General features: G+C 37.7%; 19 protein-coding genes. 17 read left to right on the top strand and 2 right to left on the bottom strand.

What is annotated here, in order from left to right:
- Nucleotides 1-92: 92 nt before the first annotated feature.
- The 9 genes from IGI58_RS16455 (at nucleotide 93) to IGI58_RS16415 (ending at nucleotide 9,034) form a co-directional block, all read left to right on the top strand.
- On the top strand, nucleotides 93-1,220 hold the full coding sequence (locus tag IGI58_RS16455; protein ID WP_429952561.1) for an LCP family protein: 1,128 nt from the start codon (nucleotides 93-95) through the stop codon (nucleotides 1,218-1,220).
- A 75-nt stretch (nucleotides 1,221-1,295) separates the two neighbouring features.
- A complete protein-coding gene (locus IGI58_RS16450) occupies nucleotides 1,296-2,144 on the top strand; it encodes a DegV family protein (RefSeq protein WP_429952562.1) in 849 nt (282 codons plus the stop codon).
- Between the two features lie 189 nt (nucleotides 2,145-2,333).
- Entirely contained in the window at nucleotides 2,334-2,525 is a 192-nt protein-coding gene (locus tag IGI58_RS16445; protein ID WP_087640061.1) for a hypothetical protein, read from the top strand.
- Nucleotides 2,526-2,565: 40 nt separating this feature from the next.
- A complete protein-coding gene (locus IGI58_RS16440) occupies nucleotides 2,566-3,048 on the top strand; it encodes a hypothetical protein (RefSeq protein WP_429956339.1) in 483 nt (160 codons plus the stop codon).
- 181 nt (nucleotides 3,049-3,229) lie between these two features.
- Nucleotides 3,230-3,508, top strand: coding sequence for a hypothetical protein (locus IGI58_RS16435; protein WP_087640063.1), 279 nt, complete (start codon nucleotides 3,230-3,232; stop codon nucleotides 3,506-3,508).
- Nucleotides 3,509-3,534: 26 nt separating this feature from the next.
- On the top strand, nucleotides 3,535-5,589 hold the full coding sequence (locus tag IGI58_RS16430) for a cation:proton antiporter (protein WP_087640064.1): 2,055 nt from the start codon (nucleotides 3,535-3,537) through the stop codon (nucleotides 5,587-5,589).
- 69 nt (nucleotides 5,590-5,658) lie between these two features.
- Nucleotides 5,659-7,545, top strand: coding sequence for an ABC-F family ATP-binding cassette domain-containing protein (locus IGI58_RS16425; protein ID WP_429955262.1), 1,887 nt, complete (start codon nucleotides 5,659-5,661; stop codon nucleotides 7,543-7,545).
- A 12-nt stretch (nucleotides 7,546-7,557) separates the two neighbouring features.
- Nucleotides 7,558-8,505 (top strand): thymidylate synthase, encoded by a 948-nt coding sequence (locus tag IGI58_RS16420; RefSeq protein WP_429952564.1) that lies wholly within the window; start codon nucleotides 7,558-7,560, stop codon nucleotides 8,503-8,505.
- Between the two features lie 19 nt (nucleotides 8,506-8,524).
- Nucleotides 8,525-9,034 carry a dihydrofolate reductase gene (locus tag IGI58_RS16415; RefSeq protein WP_087640066.1) on the top strand — a complete coding sequence of 170 codons (510 nt, stop codon included), beginning with the start codon at nucleotides 8,525-8,527 and terminating at the stop codon, nucleotides 9,032-9,034.
- A 43-nt stretch (nucleotides 9,035-9,077) separates the two neighbouring features.
- Here the strand turns inward: IGI58_RS16415 and lexA are convergent, their stop codons facing one another.
- Nucleotides 9,078-9,698 carry a transcriptional repressor LexA gene (gene lexA / locus IGI58_RS16410; protein WP_176372773.1) on the bottom strand — a complete coding sequence of 207 codons (621 nt, stop codon included), beginning with the start codon at nucleotides 9,696-9,698 and terminating at the stop codon, nucleotides 9,078-9,080.
- 246 nt (nucleotides 9,699-9,944) lie between these two features.
- Between lexA and IGI58_RS16405 the strand changes: the two genes are divergently transcribed.
- The 3 genes from IGI58_RS16405 (at nucleotide 9,945) to IGI58_RS16395 (ending at nucleotide 13,540) form a co-directional block, all read left to right on the top strand.
- The gene (locus IGI58_RS16405; protein WP_087640068.1) at nucleotides 9,945-10,187 is read left to right on the top strand and encodes a DUF896 family protein; all 243 of its coding nucleotides are present in this window, start codon (nucleotides 9,945-9,947) and stop codon (nucleotides 10,185-10,187) included.
- Nucleotides 10,188-10,285: 98 nt separating this feature from the next.
- Nucleotides 10,286-12,280 (top strand): transketolase, encoded by a 1,995-nt coding sequence (tkt, locus tag IGI58_RS16400; RefSeq protein ID WP_429952566.1) that lies wholly within the window; start codon nucleotides 10,286-10,288, stop codon nucleotides 12,278-12,280.
- A 432-nt stretch (nucleotides 12,281-12,712) separates the two neighbouring features.
- A complete protein-coding gene (locus IGI58_RS16395) occupies nucleotides 12,713-13,540 on the top strand; it encodes a glucosaminidase domain-containing protein (protein ID WP_087642317.1) in 828 nt (275 codons plus the stop codon).
- Nucleotides 13,541-13,588: 48 nt separating this feature from the next.
- On the opposite strand, the gene IGI58_RS16390 is transcribed toward IGI58_RS16395, so the two are convergent.
- Nucleotides 13,589-14,584, bottom strand: coding sequence for a 4-hydroxy-3-methylbut-2-enyl diphosphate reductase (locus IGI58_RS16390; RefSeq protein ID WP_225533967.1), 996 nt, complete (start codon nucleotides 14,582-14,584; stop codon nucleotides 13,589-13,591).
- A 285-nt stretch (nucleotides 14,585-14,869) separates the two neighbouring features.
- On the opposite strand from IGI58_RS16390, the gene cysK reads away from it, so the two are divergent.
- The 5 genes from cysK (at nucleotide 14,870) to IGI58_RS16365 (ending at nucleotide 19,200) form a co-directional block, all read left to right on the top strand.
- Nucleotides 14,870-15,799 (top strand): cysteine synthase A, encoded by a 930-nt coding sequence (gene cysK, locus IGI58_RS16385; RefSeq protein WP_225533965.1) that lies wholly within the window; start codon nucleotides 14,870-14,872, stop codon nucleotides 15,797-15,799.
- 190 nt (nucleotides 15,800-15,989) lie between these two features.
- On the top strand, nucleotides 15,990-16,427 hold the full coding sequence (gene perR / locus IGI58_RS16380) for a peroxide-responsive transcriptional repressor PerR (RefSeq protein ID WP_087640071.1): 438 nt from the start codon (nucleotides 15,990-15,992) through the stop codon (nucleotides 16,425-16,427).
- Between the two features lie 8 nt (nucleotides 16,428-16,435).
- Complete coding sequence (locus IGI58_RS16375; protein WP_087640072.1) at nucleotides 16,436-16,816, top strand: RidA family protein; 381 nt, start codon at nucleotides 16,436-16,438, stop codon at nucleotides 16,814-16,816.
- A 253-nt stretch (nucleotides 16,817-17,069) separates the two neighbouring features.
- Nucleotides 17,070-18,425, top strand: coding sequence for an NADH oxidase (locus IGI58_RS16370; protein ID WP_429952567.1), 1,356 nt, complete (start codon nucleotides 17,070-17,072; stop codon nucleotides 18,423-18,425).
- 145 nt (nucleotides 18,426-18,570) lie between these two features.
- Nucleotides 18,571-19,200 carry a YczE/YyaS/YitT family protein gene (locus IGI58_RS16365; RefSeq protein ID WP_429952568.1) on the top strand — a complete coding sequence of 210 codons (630 nt, stop codon included), beginning with the start codon at nucleotides 18,571-18,573 and terminating at the stop codon, nucleotides 19,198-19,200.
- Nucleotides 19,201-19,321 lie beyond the last annotated feature (121 nt).

The following is a 19,321-nucleotide window of genomic DNA, read 5'->3' as shown; positions in this document are numbered from 1 at the left end:
TTTTTTTGTTAAAATTTTAACGAAGCATTAGGCTTTTAGTGTAAAATAAGGTATGCTTGTTAGTGTTGTAATATTTAAGTGAGGTGGAAATGATGAGCCGAGTGGATCGTTATAAACATATCCATGAAAAAGCAAAACCAATTGAAGAGAAAAAATCATTCAATCCAAGAAAAGAAAAAAATTCCAGTGATGAAGCATCCTACAAGGAGTCCGAGTCATTTAAAGAACCGGAAATAGAATCACGTTCAAATGAACCTATGGATCAACCGAATGGAAAGAAACGTTTTTTTAAAAAAGAAAAGTCGCCTAAAAAACCAAAAAAGAAAAAAAGGTTTAGTTGGCCGAAGAGAATTTTACTTGTATTGCTATTATTGATCGTATTAGCTGTTGGCTTCTTTTTCAAAGGTAAGTCTTATGCTGAAAATGATACTTCTCTTCCCAAAGAAGAACTTGAAACATTTAATGGAGTGAAAAGCTCCAATGGTGCTCACAATATTTTGATTTTAGGAAGTGATACACGGGGAGAAGATAGCGGTCGTGCAGATACGATCATGGTTCTGCAGCTAGATGGACCTTCTAAAAAACCTAAGTTGGTTTCTTTCATGCGTGACACCTTTGTTGATATTCCAGGCTATGATGATAATAAAATCAATGCTTCTTACGCTTTAGGTGGTGCAGAGTTAGTTCGCCAAACCTTAGCCGAAAACTTTAATATCCAATGTAATTACTATGCAAAAGTCGATTTTCAATCATTTGAAAAAATCGTTGACTCGATGTTTCCTAGCGGTGTCAAAATAGATGCAGAAAAAGATTTGAATTTAGATGGTGTCGATATTGCTAAAGGCAGTCAGAAGATGGACGGGCATACATTATTACAATATTCACGCTTTAGAATGGATGAAGAAGGTGACTTTGGCCGAGTTCGTCGTCAACAACAAGTGATGACGGCAGTGATGGGACAGTTGAAAAATCCATTAGCATTATTGCGTACACCAGAATCGCTTGGCCGTTTAGTAGGATATATGTCAACCGATGTTCCAACTAGTTTTATGATCAAAAATGGTCCGTCTCTTCTTTTAAAAGGCGGCAGTGGCATCGAAAGATTAACAGTTCCAGTGGAAAATTCTTGGCAGAACGTCGATTACGATTACGCTGGCAGCGTGCTTCAAATCGATCCAGATATGAACCGTGCAGCTGTACAAAATTTTCTTGATCAATAACTATTTTATTTAAATATCAGGTAATCTATGCTATATTTATAATATCGTGTAAAATTAGTGAAACGAGGTTACAGAATGAAAATCGCTATTGTGACAGATAGTACCGCTTATTTACCTGAGCGAATTAAGAATTCACCTGATTTGTTTGTAATACCGATCCCAGTCATTTTGGACGGTAAAATATATAACGAAGGAATCGACATTGAAGCAGATGAATATTACAGCTTATTGAATAGCAGTAAAGAATTCCCAACGACGTCTCAGCCAGCTTTAGGAGAAGTCATCGATTTGTATGAAAAGATTGCAGAAAAAGGCTACGATACGATCATCAGTATTCATCTTTCTGCTGGAATTTCTGGTTTTGTCAATACATTGTTTTCTTTGACAGATGCAGTGAAAGGAATCACTCTTTATCCTTATGATTCTAAGATCACAAGTGTGCCGATGGGCCATATGGTAGAGGTCGCACTTGATTTAGTTCAAGAAGGCGCTAGCCTAGAAGAGATCTTTGCACGATTGGATATTATTAGAGATAATACTTACGCTTATCTGATCGTTGATGATCTAAATAATCTAGTTCGTGGCGGACGTTTGACAAATGGAGCAGCACTGATTGCCGGTTTATTGAAAATCAAACCGATTTTGACCTTCGAAGAAGGGAAAATAATCCTGTTTGAAAAAATCCGTTCGACTAAGAAAGCTTTTGCTCGAGCGGAAAAAATTATCGGTATGCGTGATAAAGAAATTGATCGTCCAGTAAAATTATATGTGATCCATGCAAATAATTTGGCAGTCGCTGAAGAAGAAAAAGCAAAGCTTGCAAAACAATATCCTGATGCAATTATTGAAATCGGTCATTTTGGTCCTGTTATTGGGACACATTTAGGTGAAAAAGCAATTGGTTTATGTATCTCAGCTCAATAATAATAGGTGACATAGGATGAAGTAAGACGGATCGATCGTTTTACTTTATCCTATGTTTTTCATATAATTCAACAGATAATGAATAGTATGTTAAAATAGAAGACAGATCCTATTTTTTAATAAAAATAACGGTTCGATAGTCATTTTTCTTTAAAAGTAAGGTATACTTAAAGAAAAGGAGGCGAGTGGATGAATCTAAATGAAGAGCGGTTACAGAAAGAAAAAATGAAGCAGGTTCAACTGCTCGCTGCGTATTACCAGGTGATCAACCGTTTGCCCCTTGGAGACGAGAGAGACCAGATGATCCGCGATATACTCGCATGTAAAGATAGAATAAAAAAAATCAATCAAAAATTAACAGAATTAAATAATAAAGAATAGTCTCTGATGTAGGCGGTTATTCATCAAAAAGGAGCTTGATTTGATTATCGACTTTTTCACTGTAATACTTTTCATTTTTGTCGTACTTTTATACGTTTATTTGTTTTTAGTCAGAAAAAGTATTCTGATCAAAAGTGTGAAGAAAAAAATTATTTATGTTCTTATCAGTATAGTCAGTTTGCTGATTTTATTTTTGGCTTTAAGTGTTGAACAAACTCTTGATCAGCGGATTCGCAGTTTTCTTGTGATTTTACTTGTCTTAAGCTTCTTATTAGATGCAAAAGGCTTTTCAGATGATCGCTTGATCTTAGGACCTTTTGACCGTAAAGGGATAGAGTATCATGAGATCAACAAGATGGCTTTGTTGTTAAAAGAAGAAGAAATTTGGTTGAATTATTTCAAAGATGACAGGAGAGGTCCGATGTTGAAATTTTCTATTCCATTAGAAGAATTGCTGACCTTTCTCTCTGGGCGATTGAATGAAGACGCAGAAATCAACATACTTGTTGATGAAAATCAATAAGTAATAGCCAAGTAAAGGTGAAATCGCGTATGCAATAAGGTACGTCGTTTTCACTTTTATTAAATTATTAAGAGAAAAGAGTAAAAGAACTTTCCTTTTCAAAATAATGATCAATTTTGATAGGTATTTTCCGAACAGTTTGCTATAATGTGTCAGAGAAATTCTGAAAGGAAGTATCATTGTGCATAAAGAAATAGAAGAGCGGCTTGCTGAATTACGTGAAAAATATAAAGCGTTGCCGCCTGAGAAAAAAGCAGAGCTGGAGCGCCATATTAAGAAGAAAAATTTCCTGAACTATAAGAAGATTGAGCACATTAAATCTGATTTGCTTCGTTTGGAAGCTCGACGTGCACAACTGGAACTTTGTGATAGAGAAAAAGAACTAGGCTTGATCGAGAAAAAAATCAGCTGTAAAAAAGAGAAATTACTTCGTTATTTAGGAAAACAAATCGATCAATAAAACCATTAGTCAAAGGGGGATACAAGATGGAGTTTGTCTATTTAATTATTGTATTTGCTTTTGCTATTACTTTTTCTAATGTCTTTAACCGGATCTTTCCGATCATTCCGTTGCCGATCGTACAGATCATCGTGGGTGTACTGATCGGAATCACTGAGATCGGGCATGAAATCGTATTTGAACCAGAAATATTTTTAGTAATGATCATTGCACCTTTGTTATTTCGAGAAGGTGAGAGAAATGATATTTCATCTACACTGAAAAATTTTAGTGTGATCTTGTTTTTAGCATTCTTCGGTGTGCTGATCACACTGATCAGTGTTGGCTGGGCCTTACATATAATTCTACCAGCGTTGCCGATTGCAGCGTGTTTTGCTTTGGGAGCAGCGTTAGGACCTACGGATGCCGTGGCAGTTGGTTCGTTATCAGGGAAAATTCAAATTCCGGAAAAAGCGATGCACATTCTTGAAGGTGAAGGATTGATCAATGACGCGTCCGGCGTTACTGCCTTTCAATTTGCATTGGCTGCGTTGCTTACAGGCTCATTTTCTGCAGCAGATGCAGGAATCATGTTGATTGTTTCAAGTATTGGCGGTGCTGTCGTTGGTGCGATTTTAGTGATGATCAAAAGACAAATAGTTATGATATTAGAAAAAGCATCAGCAAGAGATGTAACTGGGTATTTATTATTAGAATTATTACTGCCATTTTTAGCTTATATGGTAGCAGAATTATTCAATGTTTCAGGAATTATTGCTGCGGTAGTCGCTGGGGTCATGCAAGCTGCGACTTTCAAAAAAGTATCGTTATTTGAAGCAGAACTTTCTAGTGTGTCTGAGACTACCTGGGGCACGATCACATTTACATTGAATGCATTAGTCTTTTTATTTCTTGGGATCGAGTTATCTCAAGTATTTTCACCGATTTGGAATAGCGAGACCTATTCAAACAGCTTTTTGATGCTGGTCATTTTACTTTTGAGTGTAACGTTATTTGTTGCGCGCTTCCTTTCGATCGTCTTGATTTATAGTGTAAAAAAAGGAATCAAAAATCTTTGGCAATCTATGAATGAAATGTTGATTTTAACGTTTGGCGGTGTAAAAGGAACCGTCAGTCTAGCCACTATTTTTATTTTACCGATCACGATCAATGGACAAACGTTTGAAGAACGTTCCTTACTATTATTCATAACGGCCTGTGTCATTTTAGTTACACTAGTTGGGGGGATCTTAGTATTACCTTTTCTGACAGATTCAGAAGAAGTAGAGGAGATAAATCCTCAAGGAATCACCTTGTTGCAAGAAGTGATTGAAAAACTGAAAGTTATCAACAAAGAAGATCCGCATGTAGAAATGAACGTGGTCATTGAGAATTACCAAGACCGCTTAAAAGAACTGTATACCAGTCAACTGCCTTCTGATCAGAAACAAGAAGTCCAGGAACTGCGGGCCTTGATCGTTTCTATTGAGCGTGATGGATTGGAAGAAAGTTTTCGTCAAAAAGAAATTGGCGTTGACGGCTATCGCCTTTATGCCCGTCTGATTTCTAGAATGGAACGCTCCATTGCGCGACAGCTTCTTTCAATTATTGGTTTTTGGCTGTTGTTCGTCCGGCAAATCGTTGCTTTTTTCGTTCATCCAAATTTTCTTTTTGCACGTAAAAATGAAGAAGACAGACGAGAGCTGCAATCAGAAGAATTAGAAAATGTCCGACAAGTTTTCTTACAAAATACGGAAGTTATTTTAAAGAGTTTGGATAATTTAAAAGGTGTTTATGACGATGAAATCATCCGTTTCTTCATTGATAGCCGCCTGCAATTAGCACAGCGTTTAGAAGATGGAACATTTATCGATTCCTTTATTGTTCATTCTCAATCAAATTATGTCAAAGAGCTATTGATTGGGTATCAAGAAGAACGAAAAGTGATCGATGAATATGAATTATGTGATAAGATATCTTCAATAGAAGCAAACGAGTTTAGAAAAAATGTTAATTTACTAGAATCGTATTCGATCAATGATGTTTCTAATACGATCCCATTTAGAAAGTTAGCGAAAAAATTAGAAAAAGAAGCTGAGTGAGAAAACAAGCTTCTTTTTTTTGTTTATTTTTGATACAATAAGCAGGATGAAAAGGGTGTGAGCAAACAGATGAAAGAATTAAAAGTGACAGAACTAACCAAAACATATGGGGAAAAAACATTATTTGATCATATATCCTTCCATATCCACGAAAAAAATCGTATTGGTTTGATTGGGACGAACGGAACTGGTAAAACTACTTTATTAAATATATTAGCTGGTAAAGATAGTGGAGATGGTGATGTTCAAGCAATCCAGCAACCAAATGATTATCAAATCGGCTACCTTTCTCAAGATCAGCTCTTTGATCCAGAATTGACAGTCGTGGATGCTATTTTCCAAGGAGAAACTCCGATTATTCAAGCGGTCAAGCGTTACGAGCTGGCACTTATTGCTTTAGCAAAAGACGGCAGTAGTGAAGCTGCTCAAAGACAATATGCTCAGGCCGAAGAATTGATGAACAAAGAAGATGCTTGGACAGCAGATACAGATGCTAAAATCATTTTACAAAAATTGGGAATCGAAACACTTCATAAAAAAATTGGAGAATTATCCGGCGGTCAAAAAAAGCGTGTTAGTTTAGCACAGGTATTGATCGAGTCACCAGATCTACTGATTTTGGATGAGCCGACCAATCACCTGGATTACGAAGCAATCAGCTGGCTTGAAAGCTTTTTGAATGGTTATCGCGGAGCCATCTTGATGGTGACACATGATCGTTATTTTCTCGATCGAGTAACCAATCGAATTTTTGAGCTGTCATTTGGACAATTATATGAATATAAAGGAAATTACGAAGCATATATTTTAGCTAAGGCTGAACGTGAGCGGATCGAGGTCGATCAAGAAGAAAAACGAAAACAACTATATAAACAAGAGCTTGAGTGGATGCGCGCAGGAGTTCAGGCTCGTGGAACCAAACAACAAGCTAGACAAGATCGGTTTCATGATCTTAAGGAAAACTTGCATCAGGTCAATCAAAAAGGGCAATTAGAGATCGATATCGCTGGACAGCGGCTTGGGAAAAAAGTACTTGAAATAAAAGACGGAAATTATTCAATTGAACAGAAGGTTATTTTAAGGCAGTTTGACCTTCTAGTACAGACAAAAGACCGCATTGGGATCACTGGAAAAAATGGTGCAGGAAAATCAACTTTGTTAAATATCTTAGCTGGGCGTCTACCTTTGGATAGCGGTCTCTATTCGATCGGTGAAACAGTGAGACTAGCATACTACACCCAACAAAATGAAGCCATGGACCCAAATCAGCGGATGATTGCGTATCTTCAAGAAGCTGCTGAACAGGTACAAAGAAATGACGGCAGCAGCATTGGAGTCGCTGAACTGCTTGAACAATTTCTTTTCCCGCGTTTTATGCATGGGACCATCATAGGTAAGCTCTCCGGTGGAGAAAAGAGACGTTTGTATTTATTGAAGCTACTGATAGGACAGCCAAATGTTTTGCTGCTTGATGAACCGACAAATGATTTAGATATCGACACATTGACAATTTTAGAAGATTATATTCGTACATTCAAAGGTGCAGTTATTGCCGTATCACATGACCGCTATTTTCTTGATAAAACAATGGAAAAACTACTTGTCTTTGAAGGAGAAGGGCAGATAAGTACGTATTTTGGTTCGATGAGTGATTACTTGACACAAAATAAGGAATCTGCTAAAAAAACAGTTAAATCTGAGCCGAAACAAGTTCAGGTGACCGAAAAAAAAGAAAAAGTAAAATTGACCTATATGGAACAAAAAGAATGGGCTACAATTGAAACTGAAATCAGTGAACTAGAAAATCGTTCAGCTCAACTTGGAGAAGAGATGAATCACCAAGGAGATGATTTCACAAAGCTTCAGCAATTGCAGGCAGAATTGACGTCTGTTGAACAACAATTAGAAGAAAAATTGGAACGTTGGGAATATTTGAGTGAATTTGCAGAAAATTAGGAGGCAATAACGATGGAAGAAGCATACTTAGCGCTGGGCCGTAAAATTTTAGAAGAGGGTCATGTAAAAGAAGACCGGACTGGAACTGGAACCAAAAGTATTTTTGGTCATCAAATGCGTTTTGATTTATCCCAAGGGTTTCCATTGCTTACGACAAAACGAGTTCCTTTTGGCTTGATCAAAAGTGAGTTGTTGTGGTTTTTAAAAGGAGACACGAATATCCGCTACTTATTGGAGCATAATAATCATATTTGGGACGAATGGGCTTTTGAGCGATACATCAAAAGTGAAGACTATCAAGGGCCGGATATGACTGATTTTGGTCGTAGAGTGTTAGTGGATGACGAATTCAAAATAAGCTATGAGGCTGAACATAAAGCGTTTTGTGAAAAGATCGTATCAGACGACGAATTTGCAGCTAAGTATGGAGAACTTGGTAATATTTATGGTGCACAGTGGCGGCATTGGGAAACAAAAGACGGTGGATTTATCGATCAATTGAAAAATGTCATTAAGATGATCAAAACAATACCAGATTCTCGTCGATTGATCGTTTCTGCTTGGAATCCAGAAGATGTACCGTCAATGGCTTTGCCACCCTGTCATACCATGTTTCAATTTTATGTGAATGATGGTAAATTAAGCTGTCAATTATATCAACGTAGCGGGGATGTTTTTCTAGGAGTACCATTTAATATTGCTAGTTATGCGTTATTGACTCATTTGATTGCTCATGAAACTGGCTTAGAAGTTGGGGATTTCGTTCATACACTAGGTGATGCGCATTTGTATACAAATCATGTTGATCAAATGAAAGAGCAGCTATCGAGAGAGCTTCGTTCATTTCCTACACTTAAATTAAACCAAGAGAAAGAATCTGTTTTTGATTTTGAAATGGAGGATATCGTGATTGAAGGATACGATCCTCATCCAGCAATCAAAGCACCTATCGCCGTCTAAGATTTGAAAGGAGCACCTTATGTTAGCAGCTATCTGGGCACAAGATGAACAGGGAACGATCGGAAAGAACAATCGATTACCATGGCATCTGCCGAATGATCTAAAATTTTTTAAGCAAATGACGGAGGATAATACAATCGTCATGGGAAGAAAAACTTTTGAAGGGATGGGAGGTCGTCCGCTGCCTAATCGCCAAACGATCGTTATGACGAGGGACAAAGACTATCAGGCTTCCGGTGTTATTGTTGTTCATGATATAGACGAAGTATTGGCCTATGCCCAAGAATTTTCAGGAATTACGTTTATTGCTGGAGGTTCCGCAGTCTACGAAGAATTTTTGCCGTACTGTGACGTTTTATATCGTACAGTGATCAACCATACTTTTGATGGAGATTCAGTATTTCCAGAAGTTTCTTGGGAGGATTGGACATTGATCAATCTTAGCCCAGGTGAGCAGGACGAGCAGAATCATTATCCTTATCAATTTGAAACGTATCAAAGGAAAGTCTGCCCAGAGCAGGAAAATTAGAAAAAGTTAGCAGATCTTATAAAAAGATCTGCTAACTTTTTTATTAAATATGATTGCGATATAAACCAACAACTTTACCAAGGATACTGACATTAGGCAGAATAATTGGTTCTAATGCGTCATTTTCAGGTTGTAGGCGAATATGGTCTGTTTCCTTAAAGAACCGTTTGCATGTCGCTTCATCTTCATCCGTCATCGCAATAACAATGTCCCCATTTGCTGCAGCACTTTGTTTACGAACGATGACTTGATCGCCGTCTAGTATTCCCGCATTGATCATACTTTCTCCGCGGATCGTCAACATGAATAGGGAATTTTCTTCGGATTGTAAATCAGGAGGCAATGGGAAAAAGTCAGATGCCTCTTCAACAGCCAGAATTGGTTCACCGGCGGTAACTACTCCTAACATAGGAATGACGGATGGCTTGATGCCGATTTTTTCTAAACCTTCAGCAGTCAACTCGATTGCTCTAGGCTTTGTTGGATCTCGTTGGATCAACCCTTTTTTCTCTAAACGTGCTAAATGTCCATGAACGGTAGAGGTAGAAGAAAGATCTACTGCTTTTCCGATTTCTCGAACGGTTGGGGGATATCCTTTAAGTTCGACTTGCTCATATATATATTTTAATACTTCGACTTGTCTTGTATCTGTACGTTTCACCAAAACCCGCACCTTCTTTCAATTTATAAATTTAGTGTACCATAGATTTCTTCAGGAATCAAACAAGCGTTCGTATTTTTTATTGAAAGTATTATTAAATGTGAAAAAAGGGGTGAGAACATGGTTTTATCTAGAATATAGTTGTATTTTTATAGCACATCTTATAAGATAGACATGGAAAGTAAACTCTTATTTCTTATGTAATTACTATTTTAATTTTGATGACCTTTTACTAAAGGAGGACAATGAATGCTATCAGCAGAAAAAATGAACCGTATCAACGAGCTTGCTAAAAAAGCAAAAGAAAGCGGATTATCAGAAATTGAAAAAGAAGAACAAAATCAACTTAGACAAGAATATTTGGCTACATTCCGCAGCGGTATGCGTCATCATATCGAAGGAATGAAAGTTGTAGACCCAGAAGGAAAAGATGTGACCCCGGATAAATTGAAGAAAATCCAAAAACAAAAAGGGCTGCATAATAGAAAATAATTTCAGTTTTTTTTACTGAAAGTAATTGCTTTCATAAAAGAAATACGCTAAAATGGACTTAATAAAGGTAAAAAAAACCTAAATAGGAGATGATTTTTTTGTTCGACAACACTGATCAATTAGGCGTCAATACCATTCGTACCTTAAGTATCGAAGCGATCCAAAAAGCTAATTCAGGGCATCCTGGATTACCAATGGGGGCAGCACCTATGGCCTATGCACTTTGGACAAAACATTTAAAAGTAAATCCTAAAACTTCAAGAAACTGGGCTGACAGAGACCGGTTCGTTCTTTCTGCTGGTCATGGTTCGGCGATGTTATATAGTTTGCTTCATTTAGCAGGCTATAACCTTTCTATCGATGATTTGAAAGGGTTCCGTCAATGGGAAAGCCTAACTCCTGGTCACCCTGAAGTCCATCACACAGATGGTGTTGAAGCAACGACTGGTCCATTAGGTCAAGGTATTGCGATGGCTGTAGGAATGGCAATGGCTGAAGCGCATACTGCTGCAGTTTATAATCGTGACAGCTTCCCTGTGATCGATCACTACACTTATGCACTTTGCGGTGATGGTGACTTGATGGAAGGTGTTTCTCAAGAAGCAAGTTCAATGGCTGGTCATATGAAACTCGGTAAATTGATCGTGTTATATGATTCAAATGATATTTCATTAGATGGTCCAACGTCTAAAGCATTCACTGAAAATGTTGGTGCACGCTATGAAGCTTATGGCTGGCAGCATATCCTCGTAAAAGATGGAAATGACCTAGAAGCTATTTCAAAAGCAATCGAAGCAGCCAAAGCTGAGACTGACAAACCCACATTGATCGAAGTGAAAACAGTGATTGGATTTGGCTCACCTAAAGAAGGAACTTCAGCTGTTCATGGAGCACCCCTGGGAGCAGAAGGTATTACTGCAGCGAAAGCAGTGTACGGCTGGGATTATCCAGATTTTACAGTTCCAGATGAAGTTGCAGCACGTTTCAAAGAAACGGTAGTTGATGAAGGCGAAAAGGCTGAGAACAAATGGAATACAATGTTTGAGAACTATACAAAAGAACATCCTGAACTAGCAAAACAATTCAAACAAGCTTTTGCTGATGAACTTCCTGAAAATTGGGATAGTGAGTTGCCAAGTTATGAAGTTGGAACTAGTGCAGCAAGTCGTGTGACTAGTAAAGAAACGATTCAAGCTCTATCTAAAGCTATTCCTAGCTTCTGGGGCGGATCCGCTGATTTATCGGCTTCAAATAATACAATGGTTGCTGCTGAAAAAGATTTTGAACCTGGACAATATGAAGGTCGCAATATTTGGTTCGGTGTTCGTGAGTTCGCTATGGCGGCGGCTATGAACGGTATTCAGCTACACGGAGGAAGCCGTATTTACGGAGGAACATTCTTTGTATTTACTGATTATCTCCGTCCAGCAGTTCGTTTAGCAGCTATCCAGCATACACCTGTGACGTATGTTTTGACACATGATTCAGTTGCGGTCGGAGAAGACGGCCCAACACACGAGCCTGTGGAACAATTGGCAAGTATTCGCTGCATGCCTGGTGTCCAAGTTATTCGCCCAGCAGATGGTAATGAAACAGTTGCAGCATGGAAGATCGCAATGACAACAAAAGATGCCCCTACTATTTTAGTATTGAGCCGTCAAAATTTACCAGTCATTGAAGGCACTAAAGAACATGCAGGTGATCTTGTTAAAAAAGGTGCCTATGTGATATCAGCTCAAAAAGGAGCGAAACCTGAAGGTATTTTGATTGCAACAGGTTCTGAAGTTAATTTGGCAATCGAAGCGCAAAAATTGTTGTCAGAACAAGGAAAAGATGTTTCAGTTGTTTCAATGCCAAGTTTCGACTTGTTTGAAAAACAATCAGATGAATACAAAGAATCTGTTCTCCCTAAAGAAGTAACTAAGCGAGTAGCAGTTGAAGCGGCTTCTTCATTCGGTTGGGAGCGTTATGTCGGCACTGAGGGTACAACAGTAACGATCGATCATTTCGGCGCTTCTGCACCAGGTGATCTAGTCTTAAAAGAGTTTGGTTTCACACCAGAAAATGTTGCTGCCAAATTCAACTCCTTATAATTGCTAAATAAAAAAAGGGCTGAGACAGAACGGTCAACTTCCGAGAAATAAGAAAGATTGACTTCTGATATTGCCGTTTTCAAAAGTTAAAGAGACTAAAACGCAACTCTAAGAGTTATGTTTTAGTCTCTTTTTTTGTTTGATCAAGTTTGTGTAACAAATGTAATGAAACAGCAATGAGCAGAAAGTTTTTCTACTTTATTAATATTTTTCTCAGAAAGCTATCAGTGAGCGTTTTATTCAATAATTAGTCATAAATATAAAAAACACAGTGTGAAAAATGTAAAACAAATGACAATAAAATAATAAAACAAACATTTCAACAGGATTACACTAGCTTTAAATATCTATTTTTCGAATCTAAATGATTGTTTATAAAAAAAACTCCTAGTAGAATGATTGTACGATGTTCTATTGAGGAGGAACAAATGGATGGACAAGAAAATGACAAGAAGTAGCAGGCATCAACTTAATGCGAAGCAACGTAACAGCAAAAAAGCTGCATCGGTGATTGGAACGTCATTAATATTTTTACCAATTGCTGGGAATTTACTTCCATTAGGTGCGCAAGCGACAGAGTATGAACAACAAGAAGCGGTTTCTCAACAAGCATTTATTGATTCTATTGGTTATTCAGCTGCTTCTGTAGCTAGTTCGAATGATTTATATGCATCTGTTATGATTGCCCAAGCTTTGCTAGAAAGTAGCTACGGTACATCAGGCTTAGCATCGGCGCCTAATTATAATTTATTTGGAGTGAAAGGTAGCTATGGTGGACAAACTGTCTACATGCCTACGAAAGAATATCTAAATGGAGAGTGGGTCACTCTTACCGAACCATTTAGAAGTTATCCTTCTTATGCAGATTCATTTCAGGACCATGCTAATGTTCTTATGAGCGCACACTATGCGGGTGCTTGGAGAAGCAATACGACCAGCTATATGGATGCTACAGCGGCTTTGACAGGACGTTATGCGACTGATCCCAATTATGCAGATAAATTAAATTGGTTGATTTCTACTTATGGATTAACAGCATACGATTGGGGCTCCTCTGAAACTTCGGTGACTGCAACTGATCAATCGACGATTGGCCAAAGCACTGAAACAGCAACTATTTCAGGACAATCTTACACAGTTGCTTCAGGAGATACCTTATGGGGGATTGCAGAAAACTTCGGTGTTTCTGTTGATCAACTGATGGCAATGAATGGATTATCTGCTGAGTTGATCACTGTTGGCCAAACTTTACAAGTATAGCATACAAAAAAGCAACAGCTTCACATATTCTGTGAAGCTGTTGCTTTTTTAACGTTTTCCTGAGCGTAATTCTTCTAAACGTCGTTGTCGATTTTTGGTCAAGTCCTTGATTCTAGGCCTTGGTAATATTGCTTCAGGAACCGTTGTTGACTCCCTTTTATATGTTTGCGGATCATTTGGATCAAATTCTTTTAAATACTCGATTACTTCTCGAACGATTTGAGTTGGGGTTGAGGCCCCAGCGGTCACGGCGATCGTCTCAACATTCAAAAGCCAAGCGGGATCTATTTGAGAAACATCCGAGATACGATAAGCATTGACACCTGCTTGTTCGATCGAAACTTGAGCTAATCGATTACTATTGTTGCTTTTAGGATCTCCTACAACGATCGTCAGGTCACAACCCTTCGCTTGTTCGACAACTGCTTCTTGTCGAACTTGTGTTGCTTTACAAATATCTTTGTGAATCAACACATTGGGATATTTTTCTTTGATCAAATCCATTAAATCACTGACGTCCCATTGGCTCATTGTTGTCTGGTTCGTAACAAAAATCTTATCAGCAACTAATTCTAAATGTTTGATTTCATCGCTGTTTGATACTAGATGAACATGTTCAGGAGAAACACCGAGTGCTCCTTCTGGCTCTGGGTGATTTTTTTTACCGATGTAAATAATTTCATAGCCTTCAGCGACTTTCTCAGCAATCAACTCATGAGTGATCATCACGTCAGGGCAAGTCGCATCGATAACCGTCAAGCCTTTTTCAATAGCCATTTCTTTTACTTTAGGGGATGTTCCGTGAGCCGTGAAAATAACGGTCCCTTGATCGACTTGCGCTAAAATATCTTCACGATTTTCACCTTCTAATGTATGGATACCAATACTTTCAAAGGCATCAGTGACATGCTTGTTATGAACGATCATTCCTAAAATATAGATAGGGCGAGGCAAGCTTTCATCAAGAGAAGCATTTCTGGCAATGACCATAGCATCAACAACGCCGTAACAATAGCCTCTAGGACTAATATTTACTATTTTCATAAATAAAATAACTCCTATTTTTAAGTTTTTACTATCTTTACTACTATACACTATTTTTATTAAGTTTGTCTTAAATGATAAGAAAAGGGATTAAGGGTAACTATTTAGACAGCAATTATATCATAAAAAATTGGTTGCTAAGGCTATTCAAACGTAGTTTAATGAAAAAAAACGAGAAACCCATTCATAATGCTCGTTAAATACTTGCAAAATGATAGCCATACGAAAAAATATGAGCTATTATAAAATTACCAAGTCTCATAATAGAAAATGGAGGAATAGCTAATGACTCAAATTTTTCATTCAGTTACAGAATTAATCGGAAAGACACCCATTGTCAAGTTAGGTAAAATTGTTCCTGAAGATGCCGCAGATGTGTTTGTGAAACTGGAATTCTTTAATCCTGGTGGAAGTGTCAAAGATCGAGTTGCACTTAGTATGATCGAAGCGGCTGAAAAAGATGGTCATTTAAAAAAAGGGGATACGATCGTAGAACCAACAAGCGGCAATACAGGTATCGGCTTATCGATGGTCGGTGCAGCTAAAGGGTATAAAGTGGTCATTGTCATGCCTGACACAATGAGTATTGAGCGTAGAAAGTTGATGCAGGCTTATGGTGCACAGCTATTATTGACTCCAGGATCAGAAGGGATGAAAGGCGCTATTGCTAAAGCTTCTGAGTTAGCAGAGCAAGACGGTTACTTCATGCCAATGCAATTTGAAAATCCAGCAAATGCACAAACTCATGAAAAGACGACTGGAAAGGAAATTCAGGATGCTTTTGGCCCTTCTGGGTTAGATGCTTTTGTGGCAGGCGTTGGTACCGGTGGGACGATCACTGGTGTTGGAAAAGAATTGAAACGTGTGTACCCAACGATCTCCATTATTGCAGTAGAACCTTCAGAATCTCCTGTTTTAGAAGGCGGTAGTCCATCTCCTCACAAAATTCAAGGGATCGGTGCAGGCTTTGTACCGAAAATATTAGACACAGAAATTTATGAACAAATTGCTGCTGTTCCAAGTGAAACGGCTATGGAAACAGCACGCCAGTTAGCCACTCAAGAAGGTCTATTAGTTGGGATCTCTGCTGGTGCAGCAGTTTACGCTGCGATTGAAAAAGCAAAAGAATTAGGCAAAGGGAAAAAAGTCTTGACTGTTGTTCCAGATAATGGCGAACGTTATCTATCAACAGCACTATACAATTTTCCTGAATGATTGATCATTTAAAAGAATGAACACGCAAAACGGGGTGCGTCTATATATTTTGTCAAAAAGCAAGTATTATTTCTTTTTTATGTGGAAAATTGAAATAAAAGCGGGATTTTCCCGCTTTATTGCTCAATTATTCTTGTCAAGTCAGATTAGAAATAGTATTATTTAAGAAAGAAGACTGGAGGGGAACAAAATGGACAATGTATTGGTTAAAAATGCACTTGAAGAGCTAAAAGAAGCCAATATCCGTATCACTCCTCAAAGATATGCGATTTTAGAATATCTAATTGAGAATCATAGTCATCCGACAGCTGACGAAATTTACCGCGCTTTGGAAGATCGCTTTCCGAATATGAGCGTGGCAACCGTATATAATAATTTACGATTATTCACAGATATTGGATTCGTTCAAGAGATGAACTATGGAGATGCATCCAGCCGTTTTGATTTTAGTTCTAAAAAACACTACCATGCGATTTGTCAAAACTGCGGCAAGATCGTTGACTTTCATTATCCAGGATTGGAAGATGTAGAGATGGCTGCTAGTAAACTAACGGGCTTTGAAATCAATGAACACAGATTAGAGTTATATGGTTTGTGTCCAGAATGCCAAGCCGCTGAAAAGAAATGAGTGAAAAAATGAGATCGATACATACTGAAAAAGCACCCAAAGCGATAGGTCCTTATGTTCAAGGAAATATTATCAATGGATTATTGTTTGCTTCCGGTCAGGTTCCTTTAGATCCTGAAACAGGAGAGGTCGTGGGAGCAACGATAGAAGAACAAACAAAGCAAGTATTGAAAAATATCTCAGCAATTTTAGAAGAAGCAGGTAGCGATTTTGATCATGTTGTTAAGACGACTTGCTTTTTAAAGGACATGAATGATTTTGTGCGGTTCAATGAAGTCTATGCTTCAGCGTTTTCGGGAAAATTACCTGCTCGTTCTGCAGTTGAGGTAGCCCGCTTACCAAAAGATGTTCTTGTAGAGATAGAAATTATTGCAGCTGTTAATCAATAGCATAGCGTTTTCACAAGTTGAGGAATGAAATATCCTCAACTTTTTTTGTTGTTAAATCAACGATTATGAGATTGTCTATTTAGATTATGCTGTGAAAATGATTAAATGAACAATAGTTTGTGAAAAAATATGTTTGTGATTCACAAGCAAAGAACTCGAAACTCGCTCCTTGCTTTGTTATATTTTAAGTAGACCAGTGTAAAGTACAGCTTATATTGGTGAAAAATTTAACTTGAAAGAAGGGATTTACAAAATGAAAGTCGTAGTCGTAGGATGTACGCATGCAGGAACAGCTGCAGTCAAAAGTATTTTAACAAATCACCCAAATGCGGAGGTAACCGTTTATGAACGAAATGATAATGTATCATTTTTATCATGCGGTATCGCTCTATATGTTGGCGGGGTAGTGAAGGAGGCTGATAGCTTATTTTATTCAAGTCCTGAAGAACTAGCGTCACTAGGTGCTACAGTCAAAATGGAACATGAAGTCGAAACCATCGATGTTGATCATAAAACAGTTACAGCGAAAGATTTAACAACTGGGACTGTTGAAACAGTTTCATATGATAAATTAGTAATGACCACAGGTTCTTGGCCGATCGTACCTCCAATCAAGGGCATTGAAGCGGAAAATATTTTATTGTGTAAAAACTTTAATCAGGCGAATGTTATTATCGAACGTGCCAAAGATGCGAAAAAGGTTGTCGTAGTAGGCGGTGGTTATATCGGTATCGAATTGGTTGAGGCTTTTGTAGAGTCTGGTAAGGAAGTCACTCTAATCGATGGTTTGGATCGTATTCTAAATAAATACTTGGACAAACCTTTCACTGATGTATTAGAAAAAGAACTTGTTGATCGCGGTGTGACTCTAGCGCTTGGAGAAAATGTTCAAGAATTTAAAGCTGATGCGGCTGGTCATGTGAATAAAGTAATTACTCCTAGTCTAGAATTTGATGCTGATATGGTAATTATGTGCGTAGGTTTCAGCCCTAATACAACGCTGTTGAAAGATAAAGTTGATATGTTGCCTAATGGAGCAATTGTTGTAGATAAGTTTATGCGCTCAAGCAATCCTGATATCCTTGCTGCAGGGGATAGTGCAGTTGTACACTATAACCCAAGCAGTTCGACAAATTACATTCCTTTAGCAACGAACGCTGTTCGCCAAGGGATGCTCGTTGGGTATAACCTAGTTGAGCAAAAATTAGCGTATCGTGGTACTCAGGGAACTTCTGGTTTATATTTATTCGGTTGGAAAATAGGTTCAACTGGGGTCACTTTAGAAAGCGCGAAAATGAACAATTTAGAAGTAGATGCAACTTTATTCGAAGATAATTATCGCCCAGAATTTATGCCAACGACTGAAAATGTTATGATGGAATTAGTCTACGAAAAAGGAACAAATCGAATTGTTGGTGGACAATTGATGTCTAAATATGATATTACACAATCTGCCAATACATTGTCATTAGCAGTTCAAAATGAAATGACTGTTGAAGATCTTGCTTTATCTGATTTCTTCTTCCAGCCGCATTTCGATCGTCCTTGGAACTATTTAAACCTATTAGCACAAGCAGCGTTAAAAGATATTGCTGAAAATCAAAAATAGTATCAAGTTTTAGAGTGCGGGGCAAAACTAAATTTTGGTTTTGCTCCGAGCTCATTTTTTTTTGACTTTTTTGAGTTTGTTTTTTTGCTTTTTTTTAATTAGTTTGAGATGCTTTATCTATATAAGAATGGGGAGATCGAATAGAATGAAAAATATAAAAGAAATTAGTATACGAACTGCTTACGCTTTCTTAGGAGTGGCTATTTTGGCATTCGGTGCCGCGACTTTACGTGTTGGTAAGGTGGGGTTGGATCCCTATACAGCTGCAAATATCGGGATCGGTAAGAGTTTAGGTCTTTCTTTAGGTGTTTACCAATTGATTGTGAATTGTATCATTTTAGTACTAGTATTTCTCTTTGGAAGAAAATACATTGGAATCGGTACGGTTGTCAATATGGTTCTTACAGGTTTTTTTATTGATTTCTATACATGGGTTTATGAAACATTTATTCCGTTTGAGATCACACGTTTTGTACAGGTGTTGTTACTATTGATTGGGGTGATAGTTTTTACTTTCGGTGCATCATTGTATATGTCTGCTGAATTAGGAAATGCTCCTTATGATGCGATTGCGCCGATCATCGTAGATAGAACACATGGTTCATATAAAATCGTTCGAATTTCGCAAGATGTCTTTTTTGTCTTGTTAGCCTTTATATTCGGCGGACCTGTTGGAATCGGTACAGTTATCAATGCGTTCTTGACTGGCCCACTGATCGATTTTTGGAATAAGGAAGTCAGCTTACCACTGATCAAGAAAAGTACGAAAGTTTAATATTTATCGTTTGAAAATCAAAAAAATGAGTCATCGTAGTTGTTATTTTTATAAAAAGAAAAATGTAAGCGAATACTAAAAAATTCAAAAGAACCAACATATTAATTGAATAATATGTCGG

The organism is Enterococcus sp. AZ020 (assembly GCF_050499205.1).
In the GTDB taxonomy this organism is placed as follows: Bacteria; Bacillota; Bacilli; order Lactobacillales; family Enterococcaceae; genus Enterococcus_L; species Enterococcus_L dunnyi.
This window is presented reverse-complemented; position numbering and strand designations above follow the sequence as displayed.